This is a genomic window from Candidatus Methylomirabilota bacterium (assembly GCA_035764725.1).
Lineage (GTDB): Bacteria > Methylomirabilota > Methylomirabilia > Rokubacteriales > CSP1-6 > DASRWT01.
Genome location: DASTYT010000092.1, coordinates 1 through 20,141, shown reverse-complemented (window position 1 = coordinate 20,141; position 20,141 = coordinate 1). Strand labels below are relative to the sequence as shown.

Genomic DNA, 20,141 nt, shown 5'->3' with positions numbered 1-20,141 from the left:
GTCTGCCCCAGGCTGTTCGTGGCCACCGAGTTCAGGTCCGAGAGCGCGTTCGGCAGCGTGCCCATGTGCGCGGAGTACATGCTCACCGCGGAGGCGAGAGTCCGGGAGTCGGCCTGCGCCTTGGCGATCCGGGCGCGGGCCTGGATGTTCGCGTACAGCGGGATCGCGATGGCCGCGAGGATACCGATGATGGCCACCACGATCATCAGCTCGATGAGCGTGAAGCCGCGCTGGTTGCCCAGCATCGTCCGCTTCTTGTTCCAGAAGGCCAGCATGTCGAGTCTCCTTTATGTCAGTTGTGTTGGTATCATCAGTCGTTGATTCGAGTCGCCATACGTACCCCTATCGGTGCATGGGGTGTGCCACAAAAATCTCGGGGTCTGGCGGTGTAACTATTTAATTTCGTTTGTCTGGAAAGAACTGCAGGGTGACGTCGCGAAGTAGTCGGGGCGAAAAACGTCAGTCCGCTGGTGGGCGGGCGGCGGGCGAAAAAAAGGGGGGAGGGGCAGTCGCCCCTCCCCCGGGTCTGCGGTGAAGGTCCTTACGGCAGGCTGACGGTGGTCGAGTCGCCCGACGCCGAGATCGTGAACGCGCCGGAGGCAGTCGAGCTATAGCCATACGCCGTCCAGCCCGCAGGCGCCGCCGGCGTGGAGGCCATGAACGGACCGGCGGTCTGACCCAGGCTGTTCGTCGCGACCGAGTTCAGGGCCGCCAGACCGGTCGGGAGCGTGCCCATGTGGGCCGAGTACATGCTCACGGCCGAGGCGAGCGTACGGGCGTCGGCCTGTGCCTTCGCGATGCGGGCGCGCGCCTGGATGTTCGCGTACAGCGGGATCGCGATGGCCGCGAGGATTCCGATGATGGCTACCACGATCATCAGCTCGATGAGCGTGAAGCCGCGCTGGTTGCCCAGCACCGTCCGCTTCCTGTGCCAGAAGCTCAGCATGCAGTGTCCCCCTGTGTGAGTTGGGTCGATTGGGTCGTCGAACCGTATCCGGCGGTAGTGCACGTGGGGTGCCATGCCCGCCCGACGGAAAGCTTTGGAAAAGCGCGCACATGCGGAACGCGAATCAATTTCGCCAGTCGAGGGCGTTGCGGGATGACGCTTGACGTGTTCGGGGTCTGACAGCCGCTGAAGGGGGCGCGAATCAGGGCTGCAGGCGAGTCGCGCTCCAGGGGCCGCCGGTGAATCCGTCGGCCGCGCTCGTGAGCGTGCGCGTCCATACCGCGCGGTCGTGCGCGCGCGCAGGCTGGCCCACCCAGAGCTCCACGCGCTCGGCCCACACGCGATAGCCGCCCCAGCGCGCCGGGCGCGCGATCGCAGTACCCGCGCTACGGCCGGCCGCCTCGACCTTGGCGAGGAAGGCGGCGCGCGACGCGATGGGAAGGCTCTGCTCGCTCGCGATCGCGGCGATGCGCGCGTCGAGAGGACGCGTGTTCCAGTACCGCTCCGAGTCGGCCTCGGGCGCCCAGGACACCGGCCCGTCCACGCGAATCTGCCGCTCGAACACGTCCCAGTGAAACACCACCGAGGCGCGCGGATTCGCCGCGAGGGCGTGGCCCTTGGCGCTGCCGCGATCCGTGTAGAAGACCAGCCAGCCCGCCTTGGCGTCGAAGCCGCGGCAGATGACCATGCGCGCGGCCGGGCGGCCGTCGGCGTCGACGGTGGCCAGCGCCATCGCGGTGGCCGTCTTCACCGTCTTGGAGGCTTCCGCGATCCACGCCTCCATCAGCGGGAGCGGATCGGCCGGCAGCGGTTCCGGCAACGGCTCTTTCATGCGGGGAGCATACAATGAGTGGCGGGCATCCCGCGATGCGCTACATCCTCCCGTGCCTGCTCCCGAGCTTCGTGGGTGAGTACCACCGGGCCCTGGTGGACGAGCTCGCCACGCGCTTCGACCTCCGCATCACCCAGCGCCAGGCCATTCCCGCGCACTTCACGCTGAAGTATCACTTCGAGACCGACGACATCACCCCGGTGGAAACCCTCCTCGGCGACTTCGCGGGCCGACACCCGACGGTTCCCGTGACCGTGGGCGACTTCGACCACTTCGACGAGAACGTGGTGTTCGCCACCGTGACGCTCTCTCCGGCCGCGCAGACGCTGCTCGAGGCGCTCTTCACTGAGTTGCGCCGGCTCGCCTGGATGCCGTGGGGCCCGCACGACGGCCCGCATCTGCGCCCTCACATGACGCTGGCCGAGGACTGCCGGGCGCGCTTCGCGGAGGTGTGGCGTCACCTTGCCGGGCGAGCCCGCCATTTCCCGGCGGCGCTCGACAACCTCACGCTGCTGCGTCAGACGGGCGCGGACGAGGACGGGCTCGCGCGCTGGACCCTACACCGGACCTTCACGGTCGCCGGCGCGGGCGGACTCGGCGACGCCGGCGCCAGTCCTCCATCGTGAGCGCCCAGCGCTCGTGGTCGCGCCAGCGGCCGCCGATCTTGAGATAGCGCGGGGAGAGGCCCTCGCGACGGAATCCCGCGCGGCGCACCAGCGCGATCGACGCACGATTGCCGGGCTGGATGTTCGCCTCCACGCGATGCAGGCTGAGCCGCCCGAAGGCGATGCGCAGGGTCAGGGCAAGCGCCTCCGTCATGTAGCCCCGGCGCGCATAAGGCGCGCCGATCTGATAGCCGAGATAGCCGCTCTTGAACACGCCGCGGACGATCTCGTTGATGTTGATACCGCCCACGATGGCCCCGTCCTCGATCCGGGAGATGAGGAAGCCCGGCGATTCGGGCCGCCGGCGGCGGGCCAGAAAGGCCACCCACTGTCGCGGCGTCACTGGGGGCATCACGAGCCCACGGTAGAAGCGCCGGCTCGCGCGGTTGAGCCGCAGGACCTCGTCGCGGTCGCCCGGGCGCGGCGCGCGCAGGATCACCCGCCGGCCACGGGCGCCGGCGATCACCGGCGGCGACGGTAGAGCACGATCGAGACCAGGGACATCTTGAGCTCCCCGGCCTGGTTCAGGACGCGGCTCTCCACCTTGACCACGCCGATCTCGGGCCGGCTCCGCGACTCCGCCTTGTCGAGCACCCGCGTTTCCACCGAGAGGATGTCGCCCGGCCGGACGGGCTTCACCCACTTGAGATCGTCGAAGCCCAGCGCCCCGCTGGTGGCCGCGCGAGGGATCGAGTGGTCGTTCAGCATGCGGATCAGCATGGCGCCGGTGTGCCAGCCGCTCGCGATGAGGCCGCCGAACGGGCTCGCCTTACCCGCCTCCTCGTCCAGATGAAAGGGCTGGGGGTCGAATTGCCGCGCGTACTCGATGATCTCCTCGCGCGTGACCTCGTAGTGGCCGAAGCGCTCGGTGTCGCCGACCTTCACGTCCTCGAAGTAGAGGAGGTCAGTCATGCCGCCCTCGCTCCGCTCGGGAACCATCATGTATCCGCTCGCCTCGCCTGCGGCTGCGGCTCGCCCTTCCGCAGGAACATCCCGACGCCGATGACGGTCAGCACCACGTCGCCGTGCTGGTTCAGCATGTCCGCGCGGCGCCGGATGAAGCCGATGGGCTTCGACCTGGACGGCCAGCTCTCGGTGATCTCGGTGCGCACGGTGACAGTATCGCCCGGCCGCACCGGCTTCACGAACCGGCACGAATCGATGCCGGGCGAGCCCACCCCCGCCAGCTGCTCCTTCTTCATGTGATCGACGGAGAGCCGCATCATGATGGCGCAGGAATGCCAGCCGCTGGCAATCAGGCCGCCAAAGATCGAGCGCGTGGCCGCCTCCCGGTCGAGGTGGAACGGCTGGGGGTCGTACTTCCTCGCGAAGGCCAGGATCTCGTCCTCCGTCACCGTGTGCGAGCCGAGGATGGCGGTGTCGGCGACCTTGATGTCTTCCCAGTACTTCATCCGATTCCTTTCTCGAGACGCGGGTCCAGGGCATCACGCAGCCAGTCCCCGCAGAGGTTGATGGCGAGCACGAGCACGAGGATGGCGAGTCCGGGGAACAGGGCCAGCCACCAGCCGGTCGTGATGTAGTTGCGTCCCTCGTCCAGCATGGCTCCCCAGCTCGGGGTGGGCGGCGGCAGTCCGAGCCCGAGGAAGGACAGCGAGGCCTCCGCGATGATGGTGCGCGCCACCGAGAACGTGGTCACCACCATCAGCGGCGGCAGCACGTTGGGCAGGAGATGCCGCCGCACCACGTGGCCGGCCGGCGCGCCCAGCGCCCGCGCCGCCGCCACGAAGTCGCGCTCCTTCAGCGCGAGCGCCTCGCCGCGCGCGATCCGCGCGTAGGTCACCCAGCCGCTGGCGCCGAGCACGAGGATCATGTTGGTGAGGCTCGCGCCCAGGACCGCGGTAACGGCCACGCCCAGCAGCAGCACGGGGAAGGCGAGCTGCACGTCGCCTACGCGCATGAGGAGGTCGTCGGCCCACCCGCCGCGATACCCGGCGGCGAGGCCCAGCGCCACCCCCACCACGCCCGCCAGCAGCACCGCGGCCAGCCCCACCACGAGCGACACGCGCGCGCCGTGGACGAGCCGGCTCAGCACGTCGCGTCCCAGCGTGTCGGTGCCGAGGGGATGCTGGGCGCTGCCCCCCGACGCCCACATCGGCGGCGTGAGGCGCTCGAGGAGCCGGTTCTTGAGGGGATCGCCGGGTGAGAGCGCAGGCGCGAGCGCGGCGGCGAGGATCGTCACGGCGATGATGGCGAGCCCGAGCAGCGCGGGCAGATCACGCCGAAGCCTCATGCCAGCCGCACCCGCGGGTCCAGGACGGTGTAGAGCACGTCGACCACGAAGTTCACCCCCGCGAAGATCACCCCGAATACGAAGACGCCGGCCTGGATCACGGGAAAGTCGCGGCCCGGCACCGCCTGCACGATCAGCCGTCCCAGCCCGGGCCAGGAGAAGACCGTCTCGATGATGATGGCGCCGCTCAGCATGAAGCCCAGCGAGAGCCCGGTGACGGTGAGCACGGGCAGCGCGGCGTTGCGGAGCGCGTGGCGATAGATCACGCCGCGCTCGGCCAGGCCCTTGGCGCGCGCGGTGCGCACGTAGTCCTCGCCCAGCACCTCGAGCATGCCCGAGCGCACGAGCCGCACGTTCTGGGCGAGCGGCGCCGCGGCCAGCGTCACCGCGGGCAAGATCAGGTGGCGGAGACTGCCCGAGCCGTAGGCAGGCAGCAGCCCGCCCAGCTCCACCGCGAAGAAGAGGATCAGCATGATCCCCAGCCAGAACGCGGGCATCGACTGGAGGAAGAGCGAGGCGAGCCGGCTGCCGTGATCCATCCAGCCGCCTCGATGCGTCGCGGAGAGCACACCGAGCGGCACCGCCGCCAGCGTGGACAGGAGCAGCGCCGCCGCCGCGAGGACGGTCGTGGCGGGCCAGAGGTGCTCGAGCACCATGCCGAGGGCGGGACGCCGGGTCTGGATGGACTGCCCGAAGTCGCCGCGCGCGATGGCGAGCAGAAAGTCGCCGTACTGGACGGCGAGCGGGCGATCGAGCCCGAGGAGGCGCCGCGTGTACTCGATCTCCGCCTGGGTGGCGGTGGGGTCTACGAGGACGGCGGCGGGGTCGCCGGTGAGGCGGACGAGAAAGAACACGACGGTGACGACGCCCCAGACGACCACGAGCGCGTGGAGGAACCGCCGCAGCAGGAAGGCCCGCATCCGCTCATTTCCGGAGAGCCACGCCGCGGAAGTCCATGTGCAGCTCGGGCAGCGGCGCGAAGCGCAGGACGCGCGCGCTGTGGGCGTAGATCTTGATCTCCTGGTAGAGTGGCACCACCGGGGACCAGTCGCGGATCTGCCGCTGGAGATCGGCCAGGATCCGGAGGCGCTTGCCGGGATCGAGCTCCCGCCGCGAGGCCTGATAGAGCGCAGCGAGCTCCGGCGTGAACGGCGTCCAGTTCACCAGCGTGTAGCTGGCCCAGTCGCGCACCTGGTCTTCCGCGTCCACGCTGTTGCTGGTCCGGCACGCGGTGAATCCGCCGTTGGACGGCAGCGTCCCCTTGGTGAGGGTCTGGAGCAGCGTGCCGAAGTCCAGCGGCTTCACCACCACCCCCACCCCGACGTCCTTCACCATCTCCACTACCGCCGCCGTCATCTCGTCGAAGGCCTGGCCGTAGTGCTTGGCGGGGAAGAGGAGCTGCAGCGTCAGGGGCTCACCGCCCTTGTCCACCACGCCGTCGCCGTTCGTGTCGCGCCAGCCCGCCTCGGCGAGCAACGCCTTGGCGCGGGCGGGATCGAAGGCGTACGGCTCCTGGGCGGCGTAGCCGTACATCACCGTCGCCACCGGCGAGGCGTTGGCGAGCGCGTAGCCGCCGAAGATCTTCTTGATGATGGCGTCGCGGTTGATGGCGTGGTTGAGCGCCAGGCGCAGCCGCTGGTCGGCGAACAGCCCGTCCTTGCCGCCCGAGTCGTACTTGTCCTTGGGGCGGCCGTTGATGTAGAGCCGGCACCCGAGCTTCTGCGCGGCGCTCACCACCTTGAAGGCGGCGTCGCGCTGGAGGGCGGCGGCGTCGATCGGCGGCACCGCCTCGATCAGCCCCACCTGACCGGCGCGAAGGGCGGCGATGCGCGCGGCGCCCTCCGGGATGGTCTGGAAGCGCATGCGCTTCACCAAGGGCGGAGGGCCCCAGTACCCGTCCCAGCGCTCGAAGCGCATGCTGTCCTTGCGCTTCCACTCGACCATGCGCCACGGCCCCGTGCCGATCGGGCGCTCGTTGAGCGCGTCCACCCCGTTCTTGATGGTGGAGGCGCGCGGCACCAGGGGCTCGCGCCCCAGCGCGTCCCACAGCATGGCCAGGGGCTCGCTCGTGTGCACGCGCACGGTGAGGTCGTTGACCTTCTCCCACTTCGTCACCATCGGGTAGAGCTTCTCGAACGAGGTCCCCGCAGTCACGTCCTTGATGCCCCACTTGTCGAGGTTCTTCCGGAACATGCGGTCGAAGTTGAAGAGCACGGTATCGGCGTTGAACGGCTCGCCGTCGTGGAAGCGCACGTTGGGGCGCAGCGTGAACTCCCAGAGATTGTCGTTGATCGCCTTCCACGTCAGCGCCAGGCCGGGCTGGGGCTTGCCCGCCGCGTCCACGTCCACCAGGCTCTCGAACACCTGCCGGATGTAGTTGGAGCGGATCGAGCCCATGCCGATGCGCGGGTCCATGTTGTTGGTGTCGTCGGCGAGGGCCACCACCAGCTCCGCATCGGGATCGATGGCCTGCCCGTCGACGGCGCGCGGCGGATCGGCGGGCTGCGCCGGGTGGGCGCCGAGCCCGAAGGCGAAGAGGACAGCCAGCAGGAAGATCCCGATCGAGCGCGTCATGCGAGAGCCCACTACACCAGAGGGCCGCCGCTCGTGTCAATCGCCCGGGCGCGCGCGCCTTTCCGCCTGCCCCCCGCGCCTTGACTTGCCCTGGCGAATGACCTACAAAACCGGAGACGCTACCCGCTTCCGGAGGAGCCTCCAATGGCCTACTCGAAGGACTCGAAATCCGCCGCCGTGCGCGCCCACCTGGACCACCCCGTGATCGACGGCGATGGCCACTGGCTGGAGCCGGTCCCCATTTTCCTCGACTATCTCCGCCAGGTGGCGGGCCCCGCGGTGACCGACCGCTTCGTCAAGAAGCAGACGGAGGCCGGCTGGTACGAGTGGAGCCGCGGGGAGCGCCGCGAGCGGCGGCAGCACCGGCCCACGTGGTGGGGCGAGCCCGCCAATACCCTCGACCGCGCCACCGCCATGGTGCCCGCGCTCTTCCACGAGCGCCTCGACGACTTCGGCATCGACTTCTGCCTGCTGTACACCTCGCTGGGCCTCTTCCACATCGGCAACCCGGACGAGGAGCTGCGCCGCGCTTGCGCCCGTGCGGTGAACCGGATGAACGCGGAGATGTTCGCCCCCTATCGCGCCCGGATCGCACCCGCCGCGGTGGTGCCGGTGTACACGCCGCAGGAGGCCATCGACGAGGCCAGCTACGCGGTGCGCGAGCTGGGCATGAAGGTGATCATGATCGCGAACCACGTGAAGCGTCCCGTGCCGGCGGGGGCGAAGGCGGGCGGCGATCCCGCGTACGTCCGCCAGGTCATCGACTCCCTCGGCTATGACAGCGACCTCGACTACGACCCGTTCTGGGCGAAGTGCCTCGAGCTCAAGGTCGCGGTGACCGCGCATTCCGGGAGCATGGGCTGGCACGGCCGCGAGACCGTGGACAACTTCACCTACAATCACATCGGCCACTTCGCCGCCGCCAGCCACGCCTTCGCCAAGGCGCTCATCATCGGCGGCGTGGTGAAGCGCTTCCCCGCCCTCAAGTTCGCCATGCTGGAGGGCGGCGTGGGCTGGGCGTGCAATCTCCTCACCGATCTCGTGGGCCACTGGGTGAAGCGCAACGCCGCCGCCCTGGAGCGCCACGTGCGCCCGACCAATCTCGACCGCGCCAAGCTCTCCGAGCTGTTCGCCCGATGGGGCGGCACGGTCTACGAGAAGAAGATGGCGGAGATCCTCGATGCGCCGAGCCTCGTTCCCCCCTTCAAGACGGTGGAGGAGATGACCGCGCGCGAGTACAAGGAGCAGATCGACGACTTCGCCGCCGCCGGCATCGACTCGATCGAGACGCTCAAGCGGCGGTTCGCCGACCATTTCTACTTCGGCTGCGAGGCCGACGATCCCATGACCGCCTGGGCCTTCGACCGCCACGGCTATCACCGCCTCAACCCGATCTTCTCCTCCGACGTGGGCCACTTCGACGTCACCGACATGACCGAGGTGCTGGAGGAGGCGTGGGAGCTGGTGGAGCACGGGCTCATCACCGAGGACGACTTCCGCGAGTTCACGTTCAGCAACGCGGCGAGCCTCCACACCGCGCTCAATCCCGACTTCTTCAAGGGCACCGTGGTCGAGGACGCGGTGGCCAAGCACGTGCTGGCCAAGTGAGCCAGGGGCCGCTCGCCGGCGTTCGCGTCATCGAGGTCGCGGGCATCGGGCCCGGGCCGTTCTGCGCCATGATGCTGGCCGACATGGGGGCGGACGTGCTCCGCGTGGACCGCGTCGGCTCGGCCGACCTCGGTTTGCCCGTCGATCCGCGCTACAGCGTGCTCAATCGCGGCCGCCGCTCGGTTGGGCTGGACCTCAAGACGCCCGCCGCGGTGGCGGCGATGAAGCGCCTGATCGCCAACGCCGACGCCCTCATCGAGGGCTTCCGCCCCGGCGTGATGGAGCGGCTCGGGCTCGGCCCCGACGCGTGCCTCGCCCTCAACCCACGCCTGGTCTACGGCCGCATGACGGGCTGGGGTCAGGAGGGGCCGATGGCGCCGGCGGCCGGTCACGACATCAACTACATCGCGCTCTCGGGCGTGCTCCACTCGATCGGGCGCAAGGGCGGGGCGCCGGTGCCGCCGCTCAACCTCGTGGGCGACTTCGGCGGCGGCGGCATGTACCTCGCCTTCGGCGTGGTGTGCGCGCTGCTGGAGGCCCGGCAGTCGGGGCGCGGGCAGGTGGTGGATGCGGCCATGGTCGACGGCGCGGCGTCGCTGGCCGCCGCGGTATTCGGCATGCGCGCCATGGGCATGTGGAACGACGACCGCGGCGACAACATCCTGGACTCGGGCGCGCCCTGGTACGACGTCTACGAGACGCAGGACGGCGAGTACGTCGCCATCGGCTCCATCGAGCGGCGGTTCTATGGCGAGCTCTTGCGCCTCACCGGCCTCGATGGCGAGCCCCTGCCCAAGCAACACGACAAGGCGCGATGGGGCGAGCTGCGCGCCAAGCTCACCGAGGTTTTCAAGCAGAAGACCCGGGACGAGTGGTGCCGCATCATGGAGGGCAGCGACGTGTGCTTCGCCCCCGTTCTCTCCCTCACCGAGGCCCCCATGCATCCCCACAACCGCGCGCGCGGCACCTTCGTGGAGGTCGAGGGCGTGGTGCAGCCCGGGCCCGCCCCGCGGTTCAGCCGAACGCCCGGCGCTGTCGCGCGCCCGCCGGCGCGCGCGGGCGAGCACACCGAGGAGGCGCTCCGCGACTGGGGCTTCTCCCCCGACGATCTCTCGGCCCTGCGTGCGCAGGGCGCCCTCGGCTGAGAGCGCCCGGACACCAGGCGACCGCCCATCGGACCGCAGACGCGGAGGATCGGATGACGTCCTACAAGTGTCTCCTCTACGAGGTGAAGGACGCGATCGCCACCCTCACCCTCAACCGCCCCGAGCGGCTCAACGCGCTCGGCGACACCCTCCGCGAGGACTTCTACGACGCCATCCTCCGGGCGAGCGCCGACCCCGAGGTGCGCGTGATGGTGATCACGGGCGCGGGCAAGGGGTTCTGCTCGGGCGGCGACGTGAAGGCCATGAACGAGGCGAAGGAGTCGCAGCGGGAGCGCCCGATCCTGGAGAAGGTCGCCCCGGGCCGCGACCGCACGCTCCTCGCCATGCGCGACGCGCCGCAGCCCATCATCGCCGCGGTCAACGGCGCCGCCGCCGGCGCCGGCATGAACCTGGCGCTCGGCTGCGACATCCGCCTCGCCTCGACCGCCGCGCGCTTCGGCGAGACCTTCGTGAAGCGCGGCCTCCATCCCGACTGGGGCGGGACCTACTTCCTCCCGCGGCTGGTCGGCATGGCGAAGGCCGCCGAGATGGTCTTCACCGGCGACATGATCGACGCCGCGGAGGCGCTGCGGATCGGCCTGGTGAGCGCGGTGTACCCGCCCGAGGAGCTCTTGCCCGCCGCCTACGACCTGGCTCGGAAGATCGCTGGGGGCCCGCCGATCGCCATCCGCCTCGCCAAGCGCGCGCTCTATCACGGCGAGGGCACCGATCTCCGCGGCGGGCTCGAGTTCGAGACCTTCGCCCAGAACGTCTGCTTCGAGACCGAGGACGCGCGCGAGGGCATCCGCGCCTTCGTTGAGAAGCGCCCGCCGCAGTTCAAGGGCCGCTAGACCGAGAGGATCCCCATGATCGAGCTGACGCTGGCGATGGCGGAGCGCGCCGTGCGCGCCGCGCAGGAGAAGGCCAAGGCGCTGGGCGCGCCGATGACGGTGACGGTGGTGGACGAAGCCGGCCGCCTCGTCCTCTCTGCGCGGGGCGACGGCACCAGCTTCCTGTCCCCCGAGACCTCGCGCGCCAAAGCCACCGCCGCGGCCAATTTCCGCGCCAGCACCACCGAGCTATCGGAGCGCGCGGCCAAGGGCGGCCTCTTCTGGCATCTGGTGCCGAGCGCGCTTCCCGGCCAGATCCTGCCGACGCCGGGCGGCACCCCCATCGTCGTCAAGGGCAAGGTCATCGGCGGCATCGGCTGCGGGGGCGGCACCGGCGAGCAGGACCAGGAATGCGCCAATGCCGGCGCGGCCGTCATTTCCTGAGCGGGAGGACTCATGGCTGACGTGAAGGTCGACACGGTTCGCTCCTACAGCGGCGGCGTGCCCGGGCGCTCGCTCAATCAGGCGCGCACCAATCACTTCGTCATCGACTCGCCCTCGGGCCCGCACGAGGCGCTGGGCTCCGCGGAAGCGTTCCTCGCCGGCGTGTCCTCGTGCGGCGTGACCCTCATCGAGCTCTACGCGCAGGAGCAGCGCGTGCCTCTGCGCCACACCGAGGTCACCATCGAGGGCGTGCGCGCGGTGGCCGAGCCCAACCGCTTCGCCGAAGTGCGCATGCGCTTCGAGCTGTCGGGCGTGGATCAGGAGCAGGCGGAGCTGCTCGTCGGCGTCTACAAGAACCGCTGACCCCTCTATCGCACGGTCGCGGTCGCGACCAACGTCACCGTCAGCGTGCTCGCCAAGCCGGCATGAGCGGCGCGCCCGAGGCCGTCCCCTTCACCGTCGCGCTGGAGCGGATGAACCGCTTCCACGAGCCGGTGATGCGCGACGTCATCGCGCGCCTCGGCCTGGCGCCGGGCTCGCGCGGGATCGATGTGGGCTGCGGGGTCGGGCTCTACACCCTCTGGCTCGCGGAAGCGGTGGGGCCGGACGGCCGGGTGCTCGGCATCGAGCCGTCGGCGGAGCGCGTCGAGGCGGCGCGCGCCCTCGTCGGCGACCGGCTCCGGCCGCCGCGGCTCGAGTTCCAGATAGGGGACGGCGTGGAGCTGGACGCGCCCGCCGGCCGCTTCGACTGGCTCTGGTGCGGCAACGTCCTCCATCACATCCCCGACACTCAGTCCGCCCTCAAGGAGTTCGCCCGCGTGGTGCGGCCCGGCGGCCGCATCGTCGTCATGGAGTCGCAGACGCTGTCGGCGATGTTCTTGCCGGGGCATCCCTCGCTCGAGCGCCGGATCCAGGAGGCGGAGAGCGAGCGGAGCCGCGAGGAGGCGGGGGCGCGGACGTTCCAGGAGCGGCGGCAGCGCACGCTGGAGTCCCTGCTCGAGGCGAACCTGGCCGACGTGGCGCACGAGACACACCTCCTGCAGTGCCGCGCGCCTCTCACCGCGGCCGCGCGCGATTACATCGAGACCGTCGTCTTCGGGCGCAACTGGGGCGAGCGGCTCCGTCCGCTCCTCTCGTCCGAGGACTGGGCCCGCCGCGCCGCGCTCTGCGACCCGCAGTCTCCCGAGTATGTGCTCGCCCGCCCGGATTACTATTGCCTCTACCCCATCACCGTGTTCACGGCCCGCAACCGGGCGTGAAGGAGGACTGATCCCATGGGCACGTCCATCACCCTGACCGCCGAAGACAGCCATCGCCTTGCCGGCTATCGCGCCGAGCCCGCGGGGAAGCCCCGCGCTGGCGTGGTCGTGATCCAGGAGATCTTCGGCGTCAATCAGCACATCCGGAAAGTCACCGACGGGTTCGCCGCCGAGGGCTATCTCTCACTGGCCCCGGCGATCTTCGACCGGGTGCAGCGCGACTTCGAGATCGGCTATGCCTCGTCGGACGTGGAGACCGGCCGCGCCACGCGCGGGAAAATCCAGCTGGACGACATGGTCGCAGACGTGCGCTCGGCCGTGAAGGCGCTGCAGGCCGAAGGGCTCAAGGTCGGGGTGGTCGGCTACTGCCTCGGCGGCACGCTCGCCTGGCTCGCCGCCACGCGCATCGACGGCGTCGCCGCGGCGGTGTGCTACTACGGCGGCGGCATCGCGGCGTCCGCGGCGGAGCGGCCGAAGTGCCCGGTGCTCATCCACTGGGGCGAGACCGACGCCTCCATCCCGCCCGACCACTGGGAGACGGTGAAGAAAGCGCATCCGACCGTGCCTGCCCACGTCTACCCCGCGGGCCACGGCTTCAATTGCGACGAGCGCGGCAGCTATCACGCGGAGAGCGCGAAGCTGGCCCGCCAGCGCACCCTGGACTTCTTCCGCGAAACACTCGGCTAATGAACTTCGCCTTCTCGGACGAGCAGCAGGCCCTGCGCGATCAGGCGCGCAAGTTCCTGTCCGACCGCGCGGCGCCCGCGCGGGTCCGGCGCATCCTCGAGTCCGACGAGCCGTTCGACCGCGAGCTGTGGCGCGGCATGGGCGAGCTCGCCTGGACCGGCACCGCCATCCCCGAGTCGTACGGCGGCGCTGGCTTCGGGTATCTCGAGCTGTGCGTGCTCGCCGAGGAGCTGGGGCGAAGCCTCGCCCCCACGCCGTTCTCGTCGTCCGTCTATCTCGCCACCGAGGCGCTGCTGCTCGCGGGGAGCGCCGAGCAGAAGCAGCGGTGGCTGCCACGCCTCGCGCTGGGCGAAGCGATCGGCTGTCTGGCCCTGGCCGAGGGACCGCGCGCGCCCCATCCCGGCAACCTCGAGACCGTCGCGCGCGGCCACCGTCTCAGCGGCGCCAAGCTGCCGGTTGCGGACGGTGACGTGGCTGACTTCGCCATCGTCGCGGCCCGGCCGGAGGGTGGCGCCGCCGCCGTCTCGCTCTACGTGGTGCCGCTCGACGGCGCGGGCATCACCCGTACGCGGGTCGAGACCGTCGATCCGACCCGCTCGCACGCGCGCCTGGTTTTCGATGCCGCCGCCGCCGAGCCGCTCGGCGAGCCCGGGGGTGGCTGGGCCCTCGTCGAGCGCCTGCTCGACCGCGCCGCCGTTCTCTTCGCCTTCGAGCAGGTGGGCGGCGCCCAGGCCGCGCTGGACATGGCGCGCGACTACGCGCTCGGGCGCTTCGCCTTCGGCCGGCCCATCGGCTCCTTCCAGGCCATCAAGCACAAGCTCGCCGACGTGTACGTCGCGCTCGAGCTGGCGCGCTCGAACGCCTACTACGGCGCCTGGGCGCTCTCCACCGATGCGCCCGCCCTGCCGGTGGCGGCGGCCGCCGCGCGCGTCGCGGCGAGCGAGGCCTTCTATCTCGCCGCGAAGGAGAACATCCAGACCCACGGGGGCATGGGCTTCACCTGGGAGTTCGACTGCCACATGTACTACCGGCGCGCGAAGCTGCTCGCCCTCGCCATCGGCAGTACCCCTCGATGGAAGGACCGGTTGATCGCGCGCCTCGAAGCGCGCGCGGGAGCCTGAGGCCATGGACTTCAACGACTCCAAGGACGAGGCGGCGTTCCGCGCGGAGGCGCGCGCGTGGCTGGAGCGCACCGCGGAGCGGCGCGCCTACCCGGGCGAGACGTGGAAGGCGCGCTACGGTGAGGCCGAGGGGCTCGCGCGCGCGAAGGAGTTCCAGGCCAAGAAGCACGCGGCGGGCTTCGCCGCCATCACCTGGGCCACCGAGTACGGCGGCCGGGGCGGCACCGCTATCCAACAGGTTATTTACAACCAGGAGGAATCGCGCGTCCTCGTCCCGCGCGGCTACTTCGAGATCGGCCTCGGCATGTGCATCCCCACCCTGCACGCCTACGCGACCGAGGCGCAGAAGCAGCGCTACACGCCCAAGGCCCTGGCCGGGGAGGAGATCTGGTGCCAGCTCTTCTCCGAGCCCGCCGCCGGCTCGGACCTCGCCGGGCTGCGCACGCGGTCGGTGAAGGACGGGAGCGACTGGATCATCAACGGGCAGAAGATCTGGACGTCGGGAGCCCACTTCGCCGACTACGGCATCATCGTCACTCGCAGCGATCCCAAGGCGCCCAAGCACAAGGGTCTCACCTTCTTCTTCCTGGACATGCGCTCGCCCGGCATCGAGGTGCGGCGGATCAAGCAGGTCTCGGGCGCGTCGAACTTCAACGAGGTCTACTTCACCGATGTGCGCGTGCCCGACACGCAGCGGCTGGGCGCGGTGGGCCAGGGCTGGGGTGTGTCCATCACCACCCTCATGAACGAGCGGCTGGCGGTGGGCGACGTGGCCGGCCCCGACTTCGACGAGATCTTCGCCCTCGCCCGCGCCGTCGAGCTCCCTGACGGGCCCGCCATCAAGAACGCGGCGGTGCGCGAGCGCCTCGCCGACTGGTACGTGCGCCAGCAGGGCCTGCGCTACACGCGCTTCCGCACCATGACCGCGCTCTCGCGCGGGGAGACGCCCGGGCCGGAAGCCTCCATCGCCAAGGTCGTGAGCGCGAGCAAGCTGCAGGAGATCGCCGGCTTCGCGATGGACCTCGAGGACATGGGCGGCGCCGTGCTCGATCCCGCCCTCGCGCCGATGCGGGCGGCGTTCCAGGAGGCGCTGCTCTACTCGCCGGGCGGCCGCATCGCGGGCGGCACCGACGAGATCCTCCGCAACATCATCGCGGAGCGCGTGCTCGGATTGCCGGCAGATGTTCGAATAGACAAGGAGCTGCCCTTCGACGAGCTCCCGTCGGGCAGCGCCGCGCCGGGCCCGGGCGCCCGGAAGCGCTGAGCGCCGGCGCCGACCGCCCCGCGGTCTAGCTTTCCCGCGTGGCGGTGATGAACTCCCGCCACGTCACCCGATGCCCGCGGAAGAAGTACGCGAGCATCACGAGCGCGGCGAGCACGTTGCCGGCGAGGATGTTCCACCACGCCAGCGCCTCGAACAGCCACTCCGCGGTGATTGCGATGATCGCGATGAAGAACACCTCGAAGCAGCAGAACAGCATGATGATGGCGTAGAGGAGGCGCGGCTCCCGGTCGGCCAGGGTGAGGAGGCCGGCGAGCACCCAGCCGAACAGCGCGAAGGCGCCGCCGTGGATCAGGGTGTACTTGATCACGAGCGGCCAGGTGATGACGAGCGCGCCGGGGTCCCGCAGGCCCTCCAGCATGGCCGCGCCCAGCAGCGCGGGGGTGCGCAGCGGCATCCCCGCCGCGGTGTCCACGATCAGGAACCAGATCGCGACGGCCGCCGCGCCCAGTATCCCCGCCACGAAGCCCTCGCGGAAGACGCGCGTCCACGGGCCCAGCAGCACGCGCCCGAGCGCACGGTAGCCGATGAAGAAGTACGCGAGCATGCCGGCGGCGGCGAGCACGTTGGCGACGAGGATCGACCACCACGCGATGTCGCCGAGCACGGGATGGGCCAGGGTCACCACCACCGCGAGGAAGAACACCTCGAAGCACAGCAGCACGATCACGAGGGTGAGGAGCATGGCGGGCTTGCTCTGCGCGGCCCAGATCACCGAGGCGATGAGGATGCCGATCAGGGCGAACACCACGCCGTGGAGCACCGTGTACTCGACCACGAGGTGCGGCGCCACCGGCACGCCCGAGGGATCGGTCACGCCCTGGAAGGTGGCCGCGCCGAGCAGGGCGGGCGTTCGGAAGGGGCGGCCCCGGGCCGCGTCGTAGATGAGGAACCAGACCGCGACGAGGGTCGCGCCTATTAGACCACCTATGATGCCTTCGCGGACGTAACGGGGACGGGCCATCGTCGGCACCCTCCTTGTCCGATCTGTCCTGCTCGAGCCCTGCCCTCACGCAGTACCACCACGCTCGAGCGGGGGCAAGCCGCCTCTCACGCGGTGCGTAAGACCTGGAGGATCTCCGCGCCCGCGACCTCGGCGCGCCAGCGATGCACACCGTCCGCGCGCGCGAGCGCGTCGAGGTCGGCGGGCGGCGTGGCGGCGAGGCGGTCGATGAGCCGCTGGGGGAAGAAGAAACCGGGATCGAGGCCGAGCGCGGCGGCGCCCTTGGTACGCCACACCCGCAGGGCCTCGATGCGCCGCCGCACCGGCCCCGGCACGCTCGGCCGCGGCTTGGGCGTGCGCACGGGCAGCTCGCCCTCGGGCGCCGCGAGCCCGCGCGCGATGGCGGCGAGGACGGTCGCGCCGAAGCGGCGTTCGAACTTCGGGGTGCAGCCGGGCACTTCCAGAAGGCCGGCCACGTCGGTGGGCCGCCGCGCCGCGAGGAGCACCAGCGTGTCGTGGCCGAGGATCATGAACGGCGGCCGGTCCAGCTCGAGGGCCAGGCGCTCGCGCTCGCGGTAGAGCTCACGGAGCACGGCGAGGCCGCGCCGGTCGAGGTCCTTCGTGCCCTTGAGCGCGAGATAGGCATCGGGATCGATCACCCGCGCCGGCACGCTCTGGGCGGCCAGGGCCGCGCACTCCTCCTCGAGCCAGGCGAGGCGGCCCTTGGCGGCGAGCTCCGCGGTGAGCCGGTCGCGGAGCGGCATCAGGTGCACGACGTCGTTGAGCGCGTACGTCTCCTGCTCGGCGGTCAGCGGCCGCCGCGACCAGTCGTCCTTCTGGCGGGACTTGCCCGGGTCCACGTCGAGGTAGGTCTTGATCAGCACGTCCAGTCCCAGGGAAGTGAGCCCGAGGAACCGCGCGGCAATGGACGTGTCGAAGATCGAGGTCACCGTGAAGCTCTGCTGGCGCTTGAGATACGCGAGGTCGTTGTCGGCGGCGTGGAAGATCTTGACGATGCCGGGATCGGCGAGCGCGGGGCCCAGCGCCGAGAGGTCGGGCAGCGCGAGCGGGTCCACGAGGTGAGCGCCCCCCGCGTCGGTGGCGACCTGCACCAGGCAGAGCTTCCCCGGGTAGTGGTGGAGGCTGTCCGCCTCCGTGTCGATGGCCACCGCGCGTGCGCTTCCCAGATCGGCGGCGAGACGGGCCATGTCGGGCGGCGCGACGATCCAGCGAGGGGCACGGGGCGACGCGGGCATGTACGCTGTTATACTACGCCGCCAGCGGACACAGCTCCTCCCGGGAGGACTCCCATGAAGATCTCGGCCTGCACCGCAGTGATCACCGGCGGCGCCTCCGGGCTCGGCCGCGCCACCGCCGAGCGACTGCTCGCGGGCGGCGCGCGCGTCGCCCTCCTGGACCTGCCCCGCTCGGCGGGCGCCGACGTGGCCAAGCAGCTCGGCGATCATGCCCACTTCGTGCCTGCCGACGTGACGAGCGGCGACGACGTGGCGGGCGCCCTGGACGCCGCCCTCGCCCGGTTCGGCGTCCTGCACGTGCTCGTGAACTGCGCCGGCATCGGCAGCGCCGAGAAGACCTACGGCAAGCGCGGGGCGGCCGACCTCGCCGCCTTCACGAAGGTGATCCAGGTGAATCTCATCGGGACGTTCAACTGCATCCGCCTCGCCGCGGGCCACATGGCGAAGAACACCCCCAACGACGAGGGGGAGCGCGGCGTGATCATCAATACCGCGTCGGTGGCGGCCTTCGACGGCCAGATCGGGCAGGCCGCCTACTCCGCGTCCAAGGGCGGGATCGTGGGCATGACGCTGCCGGTCGCTCGCGACCTCGCGGAGCTCGGCATCCGCGTGTGCACGATCGCGCCCGGGCTCTTCGACACGCCGCTGCTCGCCGGGTTGCCCGAGCCCGCGCGCGTCTCGCTCGGCAAGCAGGTCCCCTTCCCGCCCCGCTTGGGACGGCCCGCCGAGTACGGCGCCCTCGCCGCGCAGATCGTCGAGAACGCGATGCTCAACGGCGAGACGATCCGCCTCGACGGCGCGATCCGCATGCAGCCGCGCTGAGGCCGCCGGGGACCGCCGGTTGCGCCGCGTGAGAGACTGAAGCCATGATCACCGTGAGGCCGGGCAAGGAGCGGGGACACTTCGACCACGGCTGGCTGGACACGTACCACACGTTCTCGTTCTCGCAGTATCACGATCCCGCGCACATGGGCTTCCGCTCGCTCCGCGTCATCAACGAGGACCGCGTGGAGCCGGGCGCTGGATTCCCGCCCCACTCGCACCGCGACATGGAGATCATCACCTACGTGCTGGCGGGCGGCCTCGCCCACAAGGACAGCATGGGCAACGCCTCCACCATCCGCCCCGGCAACGTGCAGCGGATGAGCGCGGGGACCGGCGTCACCCACAGCGAGTACAACGGCTCCGACACGGAGCCTGTGCACCTGCTCCAGATCTGGATCCTGCCCCAGGCGCGCAACCTGCCGCCCAGCTACGAGGAGAAGATCTTCAGCGCGGCGGACAAGCAGGGCCGCCTGCGCCTCGTGGCCTCGCAGGACGCGCGGGACGGCTCGGCGCGCATCCATCAAGACGCGAGCGTGTACGCGAGCCTGCTCGAACCCGGGCAGACGGTGCGCCACCCTCTGGCCGCCGGCCGCGGCGCCTGGATTCATCTCGTCTCGGGCGCCGCCACCGTGAACGGCAAGCTGCTCACCACTGGCGATGGCGCCGCGATCGAGCAGGAGGCCGACGTCGAGATCGTGGCGACCGCCGCCACCGAGCTGCTCCTCTTCGACCTCGCCTGAGCCGCCGTCATGCGCGATGCGGTGGACGCCCTCGGCCTCGCGCGCACGCTGATCGACTACAACGAGTGGGCCACCGAGCGACTGCTCCGCGCCGCCCATCGCGTGCCCGACGACGTCTTCAGCCAGATGCTGCCGGGCGCGGGGCACGGCAGCATCTTCGGCCAGCTCCGCCACATCGCGTGGGTACAGCTCAACTACCTCGCCGGCCTCGAGGGCCAGGGGTCGGATCCCGCCGAGATCGCGGCGCAGCTGAAGGCCTCGGTGGACCTGGAGACGCGCGAGGGCATCCGCGACGCGTTCGTGCGTGGACACGAGGGCCTGCGCGCCTTCGCCGCGGGGCTCACCGCCGAGCGCTGGGCCGAGCCGCAGCGCCTGTGGCCGGGCAAGATGCCGCTCGGCATCTACGTGATGCAGGCCATTCTCCACGCCCAGCATCACCGGGGCGAGACGGCCGCGCTCCTGACCGAGCTGGGCTACTCGCCGGGCGATCTCGACTTCATCTTCTTCGCATTCGAGCGCCCGGGCGCTTAGCGGCCGCTCCGCCCCGTCGAGGCGCGGTGTCGGCCCGTCGACGCATCATGTTTTCACTGATTTGTTGACACCGACATTTTTGGTAAGTCAGAAGTACCGCGCATTTACGTAAGTAGCTGATTTCGCTGAACATGGCTCTGTGGATCAATGTTTGCAACTAATTAGGGGCATGGATGTCCTGACTCGCGTGATGCCCCGCTCA

Annotated in this window: 24 protein-coding genes; 13 read left to right on the top strand and 11 right to left on the bottom strand. The window is 70.4% G+C overall.

The genetic code is table 11. The features are described from left to right. The 3 genes from VFX14_14250 to pdxH all read right to left on the bottom strand — a co-directional run. Positions 1-275, bottom strand: a 275-nt coding sequence (locus VFX14_14250; GenBank protein HEU5190842.1) for a prepilin-type N-terminal cleavage/methylation domain-containing protein, incomplete at its 3' end; no start/stop codon positions are given. Between the two features lie 266 nt (positions 276-541). Further along, the gene (locus tag VFX14_14245) at positions 542-946 is read right to left on the bottom strand and encodes a prepilin-type N-terminal cleavage/methylation domain-containing protein (GenBank protein ID HEU5190841.1); all 405 of its coding nucleotides are present in this window, start codon (positions 944-946) and stop codon (positions 542-544) included. Positions 947-1,148: 202 nt separating this feature from the next. Continuing rightward, positions 1,149-1,778: a pyridoxamine 5'-phosphate oxidase gene (pdxH, locus tag VFX14_14240; GenBank protein HEU5190840.1), complete on the bottom strand. Its 630-nt coding sequence runs from the start codon at positions 1,776-1,778 to the stop codon at positions 1,149-1,151. 35 nt (positions 1,779-1,813) lie between these two features. Between pdxH and VFX14_14235 the strand changes: the two genes are divergently transcribed. Further along, positions 1,814-2,404: a 2'-5' RNA ligase family protein gene (locus tag VFX14_14235; GenBank protein HEU5190839.1), complete on the top strand. Its 591-nt coding sequence runs from the start codon at positions 1,814-1,816 to the stop codon at positions 2,402-2,404. Here the strand turns inward: VFX14_14235 and VFX14_14230 are convergent. Genes VFX14_14230 through VFX14_14205 form a run of 6 tightly spaced genes read right to left on the bottom strand, consistent with a single transcriptional unit; the run spans position 2,349 to position 7,268 of the window. Then, positions 2,349-2,909: a GNAT family protein gene (locus VFX14_14230; protein HEU5190838.1), complete on the bottom strand. Its 561-nt coding sequence runs from the start codon at positions 2,907-2,909 to the stop codon at positions 2,349-2,351. The genes VFX14_14235 and VFX14_14230 overlap by 56 nt on opposite strands. Next, positions 2,906-3,355, bottom strand: a complete 450-nt coding sequence (locus VFX14_14225) for a MaoC family dehydratase (protein ID HEU5190837.1) — start codon at positions 3,353-3,355, stop codon at positions 2,906-2,908. The genes VFX14_14230 and VFX14_14225 overlap by 4 nt, the downstream gene beginning before the upstream one ends. A 26-nt stretch (positions 3,356-3,381) precedes the next feature. Further along, on the bottom strand, positions 3,382-3,855 hold the full coding sequence (locus tag VFX14_14220; GenBank protein ID HEU5190836.1) for a MaoC family dehydratase: 474 nt from the start codon (positions 3,853-3,855) through the stop codon (positions 3,382-3,384). Next, positions 3,852-4,694, bottom strand: coding sequence for an ABC transporter permease (locus tag VFX14_14215; protein ID HEU5190835.1), 843 nt, complete (start codon positions 4,692-4,694; stop codon positions 3,852-3,854). The genes VFX14_14220 and VFX14_14215 overlap by 4 nt, the downstream gene beginning before the upstream one ends. After that, complete coding sequence (locus VFX14_14210; protein HEU5190834.1) at positions 4,691-5,614, bottom strand: ABC transporter permease; 924 nt, start codon at positions 5,612-5,614, stop codon at positions 4,691-4,693. The genes VFX14_14215 and VFX14_14210 overlap by 4 nt, the downstream gene beginning before the upstream one ends. A 4-nt stretch (positions 5,615-5,618) precedes the next feature. Then, positions 5,619-7,268, bottom strand: coding sequence for an ABC transporter substrate-binding protein (locus VFX14_14205; protein ID HEU5190833.1), 1,650 nt, complete (start codon positions 7,266-7,268; stop codon positions 5,619-5,621). A 144-nt stretch (positions 7,269-7,412) separates the two neighbouring features. On the opposite strand from VFX14_14205, the gene VFX14_14200 reads away from it, so the two are divergent. The 9 genes from VFX14_14200 (at position 7,413) to VFX14_14160 (ending at position 15,626) form a co-directional block, all read left to right on the top strand. After that, complete coding sequence (locus VFX14_14200; protein HEU5190832.1) at positions 7,413-8,876, top strand: amidohydrolase family protein; 1,464 nt, start codon at positions 7,413-7,415, stop codon at positions 8,874-8,876. Beyond that, on the top strand, positions 8,873-10,021 hold the full coding sequence (locus VFX14_14195) for a CaiB/BaiF CoA-transferase family protein (GenBank protein ID HEU5190831.1): 1,149 nt from the start codon (positions 8,873-8,875) through the stop codon (positions 10,019-10,021). Before VFX14_14200 ends, VFX14_14195 begins: the two co-directional genes overlap by 4 nt. Positions 10,022-10,074: 53 nt before the next feature. Further along, positions 10,075-10,872 (top strand): enoyl-CoA hydratase-related protein, encoded by a 798-nt coding sequence (locus tag VFX14_14190; protein ID HEU5190830.1) that lies wholly within the window; start codon positions 10,075-10,077, stop codon positions 10,870-10,872. 15 nt (positions 10,873-10,887) lie between these two features. Next, entirely contained in the window at positions 10,888-11,295 is a 408-nt protein-coding gene (locus VFX14_14185; protein ID HEU5190829.1) for a heme-binding protein, read from the top strand. A gap of 12 nt (positions 11,296-11,307) precedes the next feature. Then, positions 11,308-11,658, top strand: coding sequence for an OsmC family protein (locus VFX14_14180; protein ID HEU5190828.1), 351 nt, complete (start codon positions 11,308-11,310; stop codon positions 11,656-11,658). Positions 11,659-11,720: 62 nt separating this feature from the next. Further along, positions 11,721-12,554 (top strand): methyltransferase domain-containing protein, encoded by an 834-nt coding sequence (locus tag VFX14_14175; GenBank protein ID HEU5190827.1) that lies wholly within the window; start codon positions 11,721-11,723, stop codon positions 12,552-12,554. 15 nt (positions 12,555-12,569) lie between these two features. Continuing rightward, positions 12,570-13,241, top strand: coding sequence for a dienelactone hydrolase family protein (locus tag VFX14_14170; GenBank protein ID HEU5190826.1), 672 nt, complete (start codon positions 12,570-12,572; stop codon positions 13,239-13,241). After that, positions 13,241-14,362, top strand: a complete 1,122-nt coding sequence (locus VFX14_14165) for an acyl-CoA dehydrogenase family protein (protein HEU5190825.1) — start codon at positions 13,241-13,243, stop codon at positions 14,360-14,362. The genes VFX14_14170 and VFX14_14165 overlap by 1 nt, the downstream gene beginning before the upstream one ends. Before the next feature lie 4 nt (positions 14,363-14,366). Next, positions 14,367-15,626, top strand: coding sequence for an acyl-CoA dehydrogenase family protein (locus tag VFX14_14160; GenBank protein HEU5190824.1), 1,260 nt, complete (start codon positions 14,367-14,369; stop codon positions 15,624-15,626). A 25-nt stretch (positions 15,627-15,651) separates the two neighbouring features. On the opposite strand, the gene VFX14_14155 is transcribed toward VFX14_14160, so the two are convergent. Together VFX14_14155 and VFX14_14150 are read right to left on the bottom strand one after the other, a co-directional pair. Next, the gene (locus VFX14_14155; GenBank protein HEU5190823.1) at positions 15,652-16,608 is read right to left on the bottom strand and encodes a hypothetical protein; all 957 of its coding nucleotides are present in this window, start codon (positions 16,606-16,608) and stop codon (positions 15,652-15,654) included. Positions 16,609-16,694: 86 nt separating this feature from the next. Further along, complete coding sequence (locus VFX14_14150; protein ID HEU5190822.1) at positions 16,695-17,843, bottom strand: HRDC domain-containing protein; 1,149 nt, start codon at positions 17,841-17,843, stop codon at positions 16,695-16,697. 54 nt (positions 17,844-17,897) lie between these two features. Between VFX14_14150 and VFX14_14145 the strand changes: the two genes are divergently transcribed. The 3 genes from VFX14_14145 to VFX14_14135 are packed head-to-tail and all read left to right on the top strand — an operon-like array spanning position 17,898 to position 19,939. Continuing rightward, positions 17,898-18,665, top strand: a complete 768-nt coding sequence (locus tag VFX14_14145; protein HEU5190821.1) for a 3-hydroxyacyl-CoA dehydrogenase — start codon at positions 17,898-17,900, stop codon at positions 18,663-18,665. A 44-nt stretch (positions 18,666-18,709) separates the two neighbouring features. Beyond that, positions 18,710-19,408 carry a pirin family protein gene (locus tag VFX14_14140; GenBank protein ID HEU5190820.1) on the top strand — a complete coding sequence of 233 codons (699 nt, stop codon included), beginning with the start codon at positions 18,710-18,712 and terminating at the stop codon, positions 19,406-19,408. Between the two features lie 9 nt (positions 19,409-19,417). Then, complete coding sequence (locus VFX14_14135; GenBank protein HEU5190819.1) at positions 19,418-19,939, top strand: DinB family protein; 522 nt, start codon at positions 19,418-19,420, stop codon at positions 19,937-19,939. Positions 19,940-20,141 lie beyond the last annotated feature (202 nt).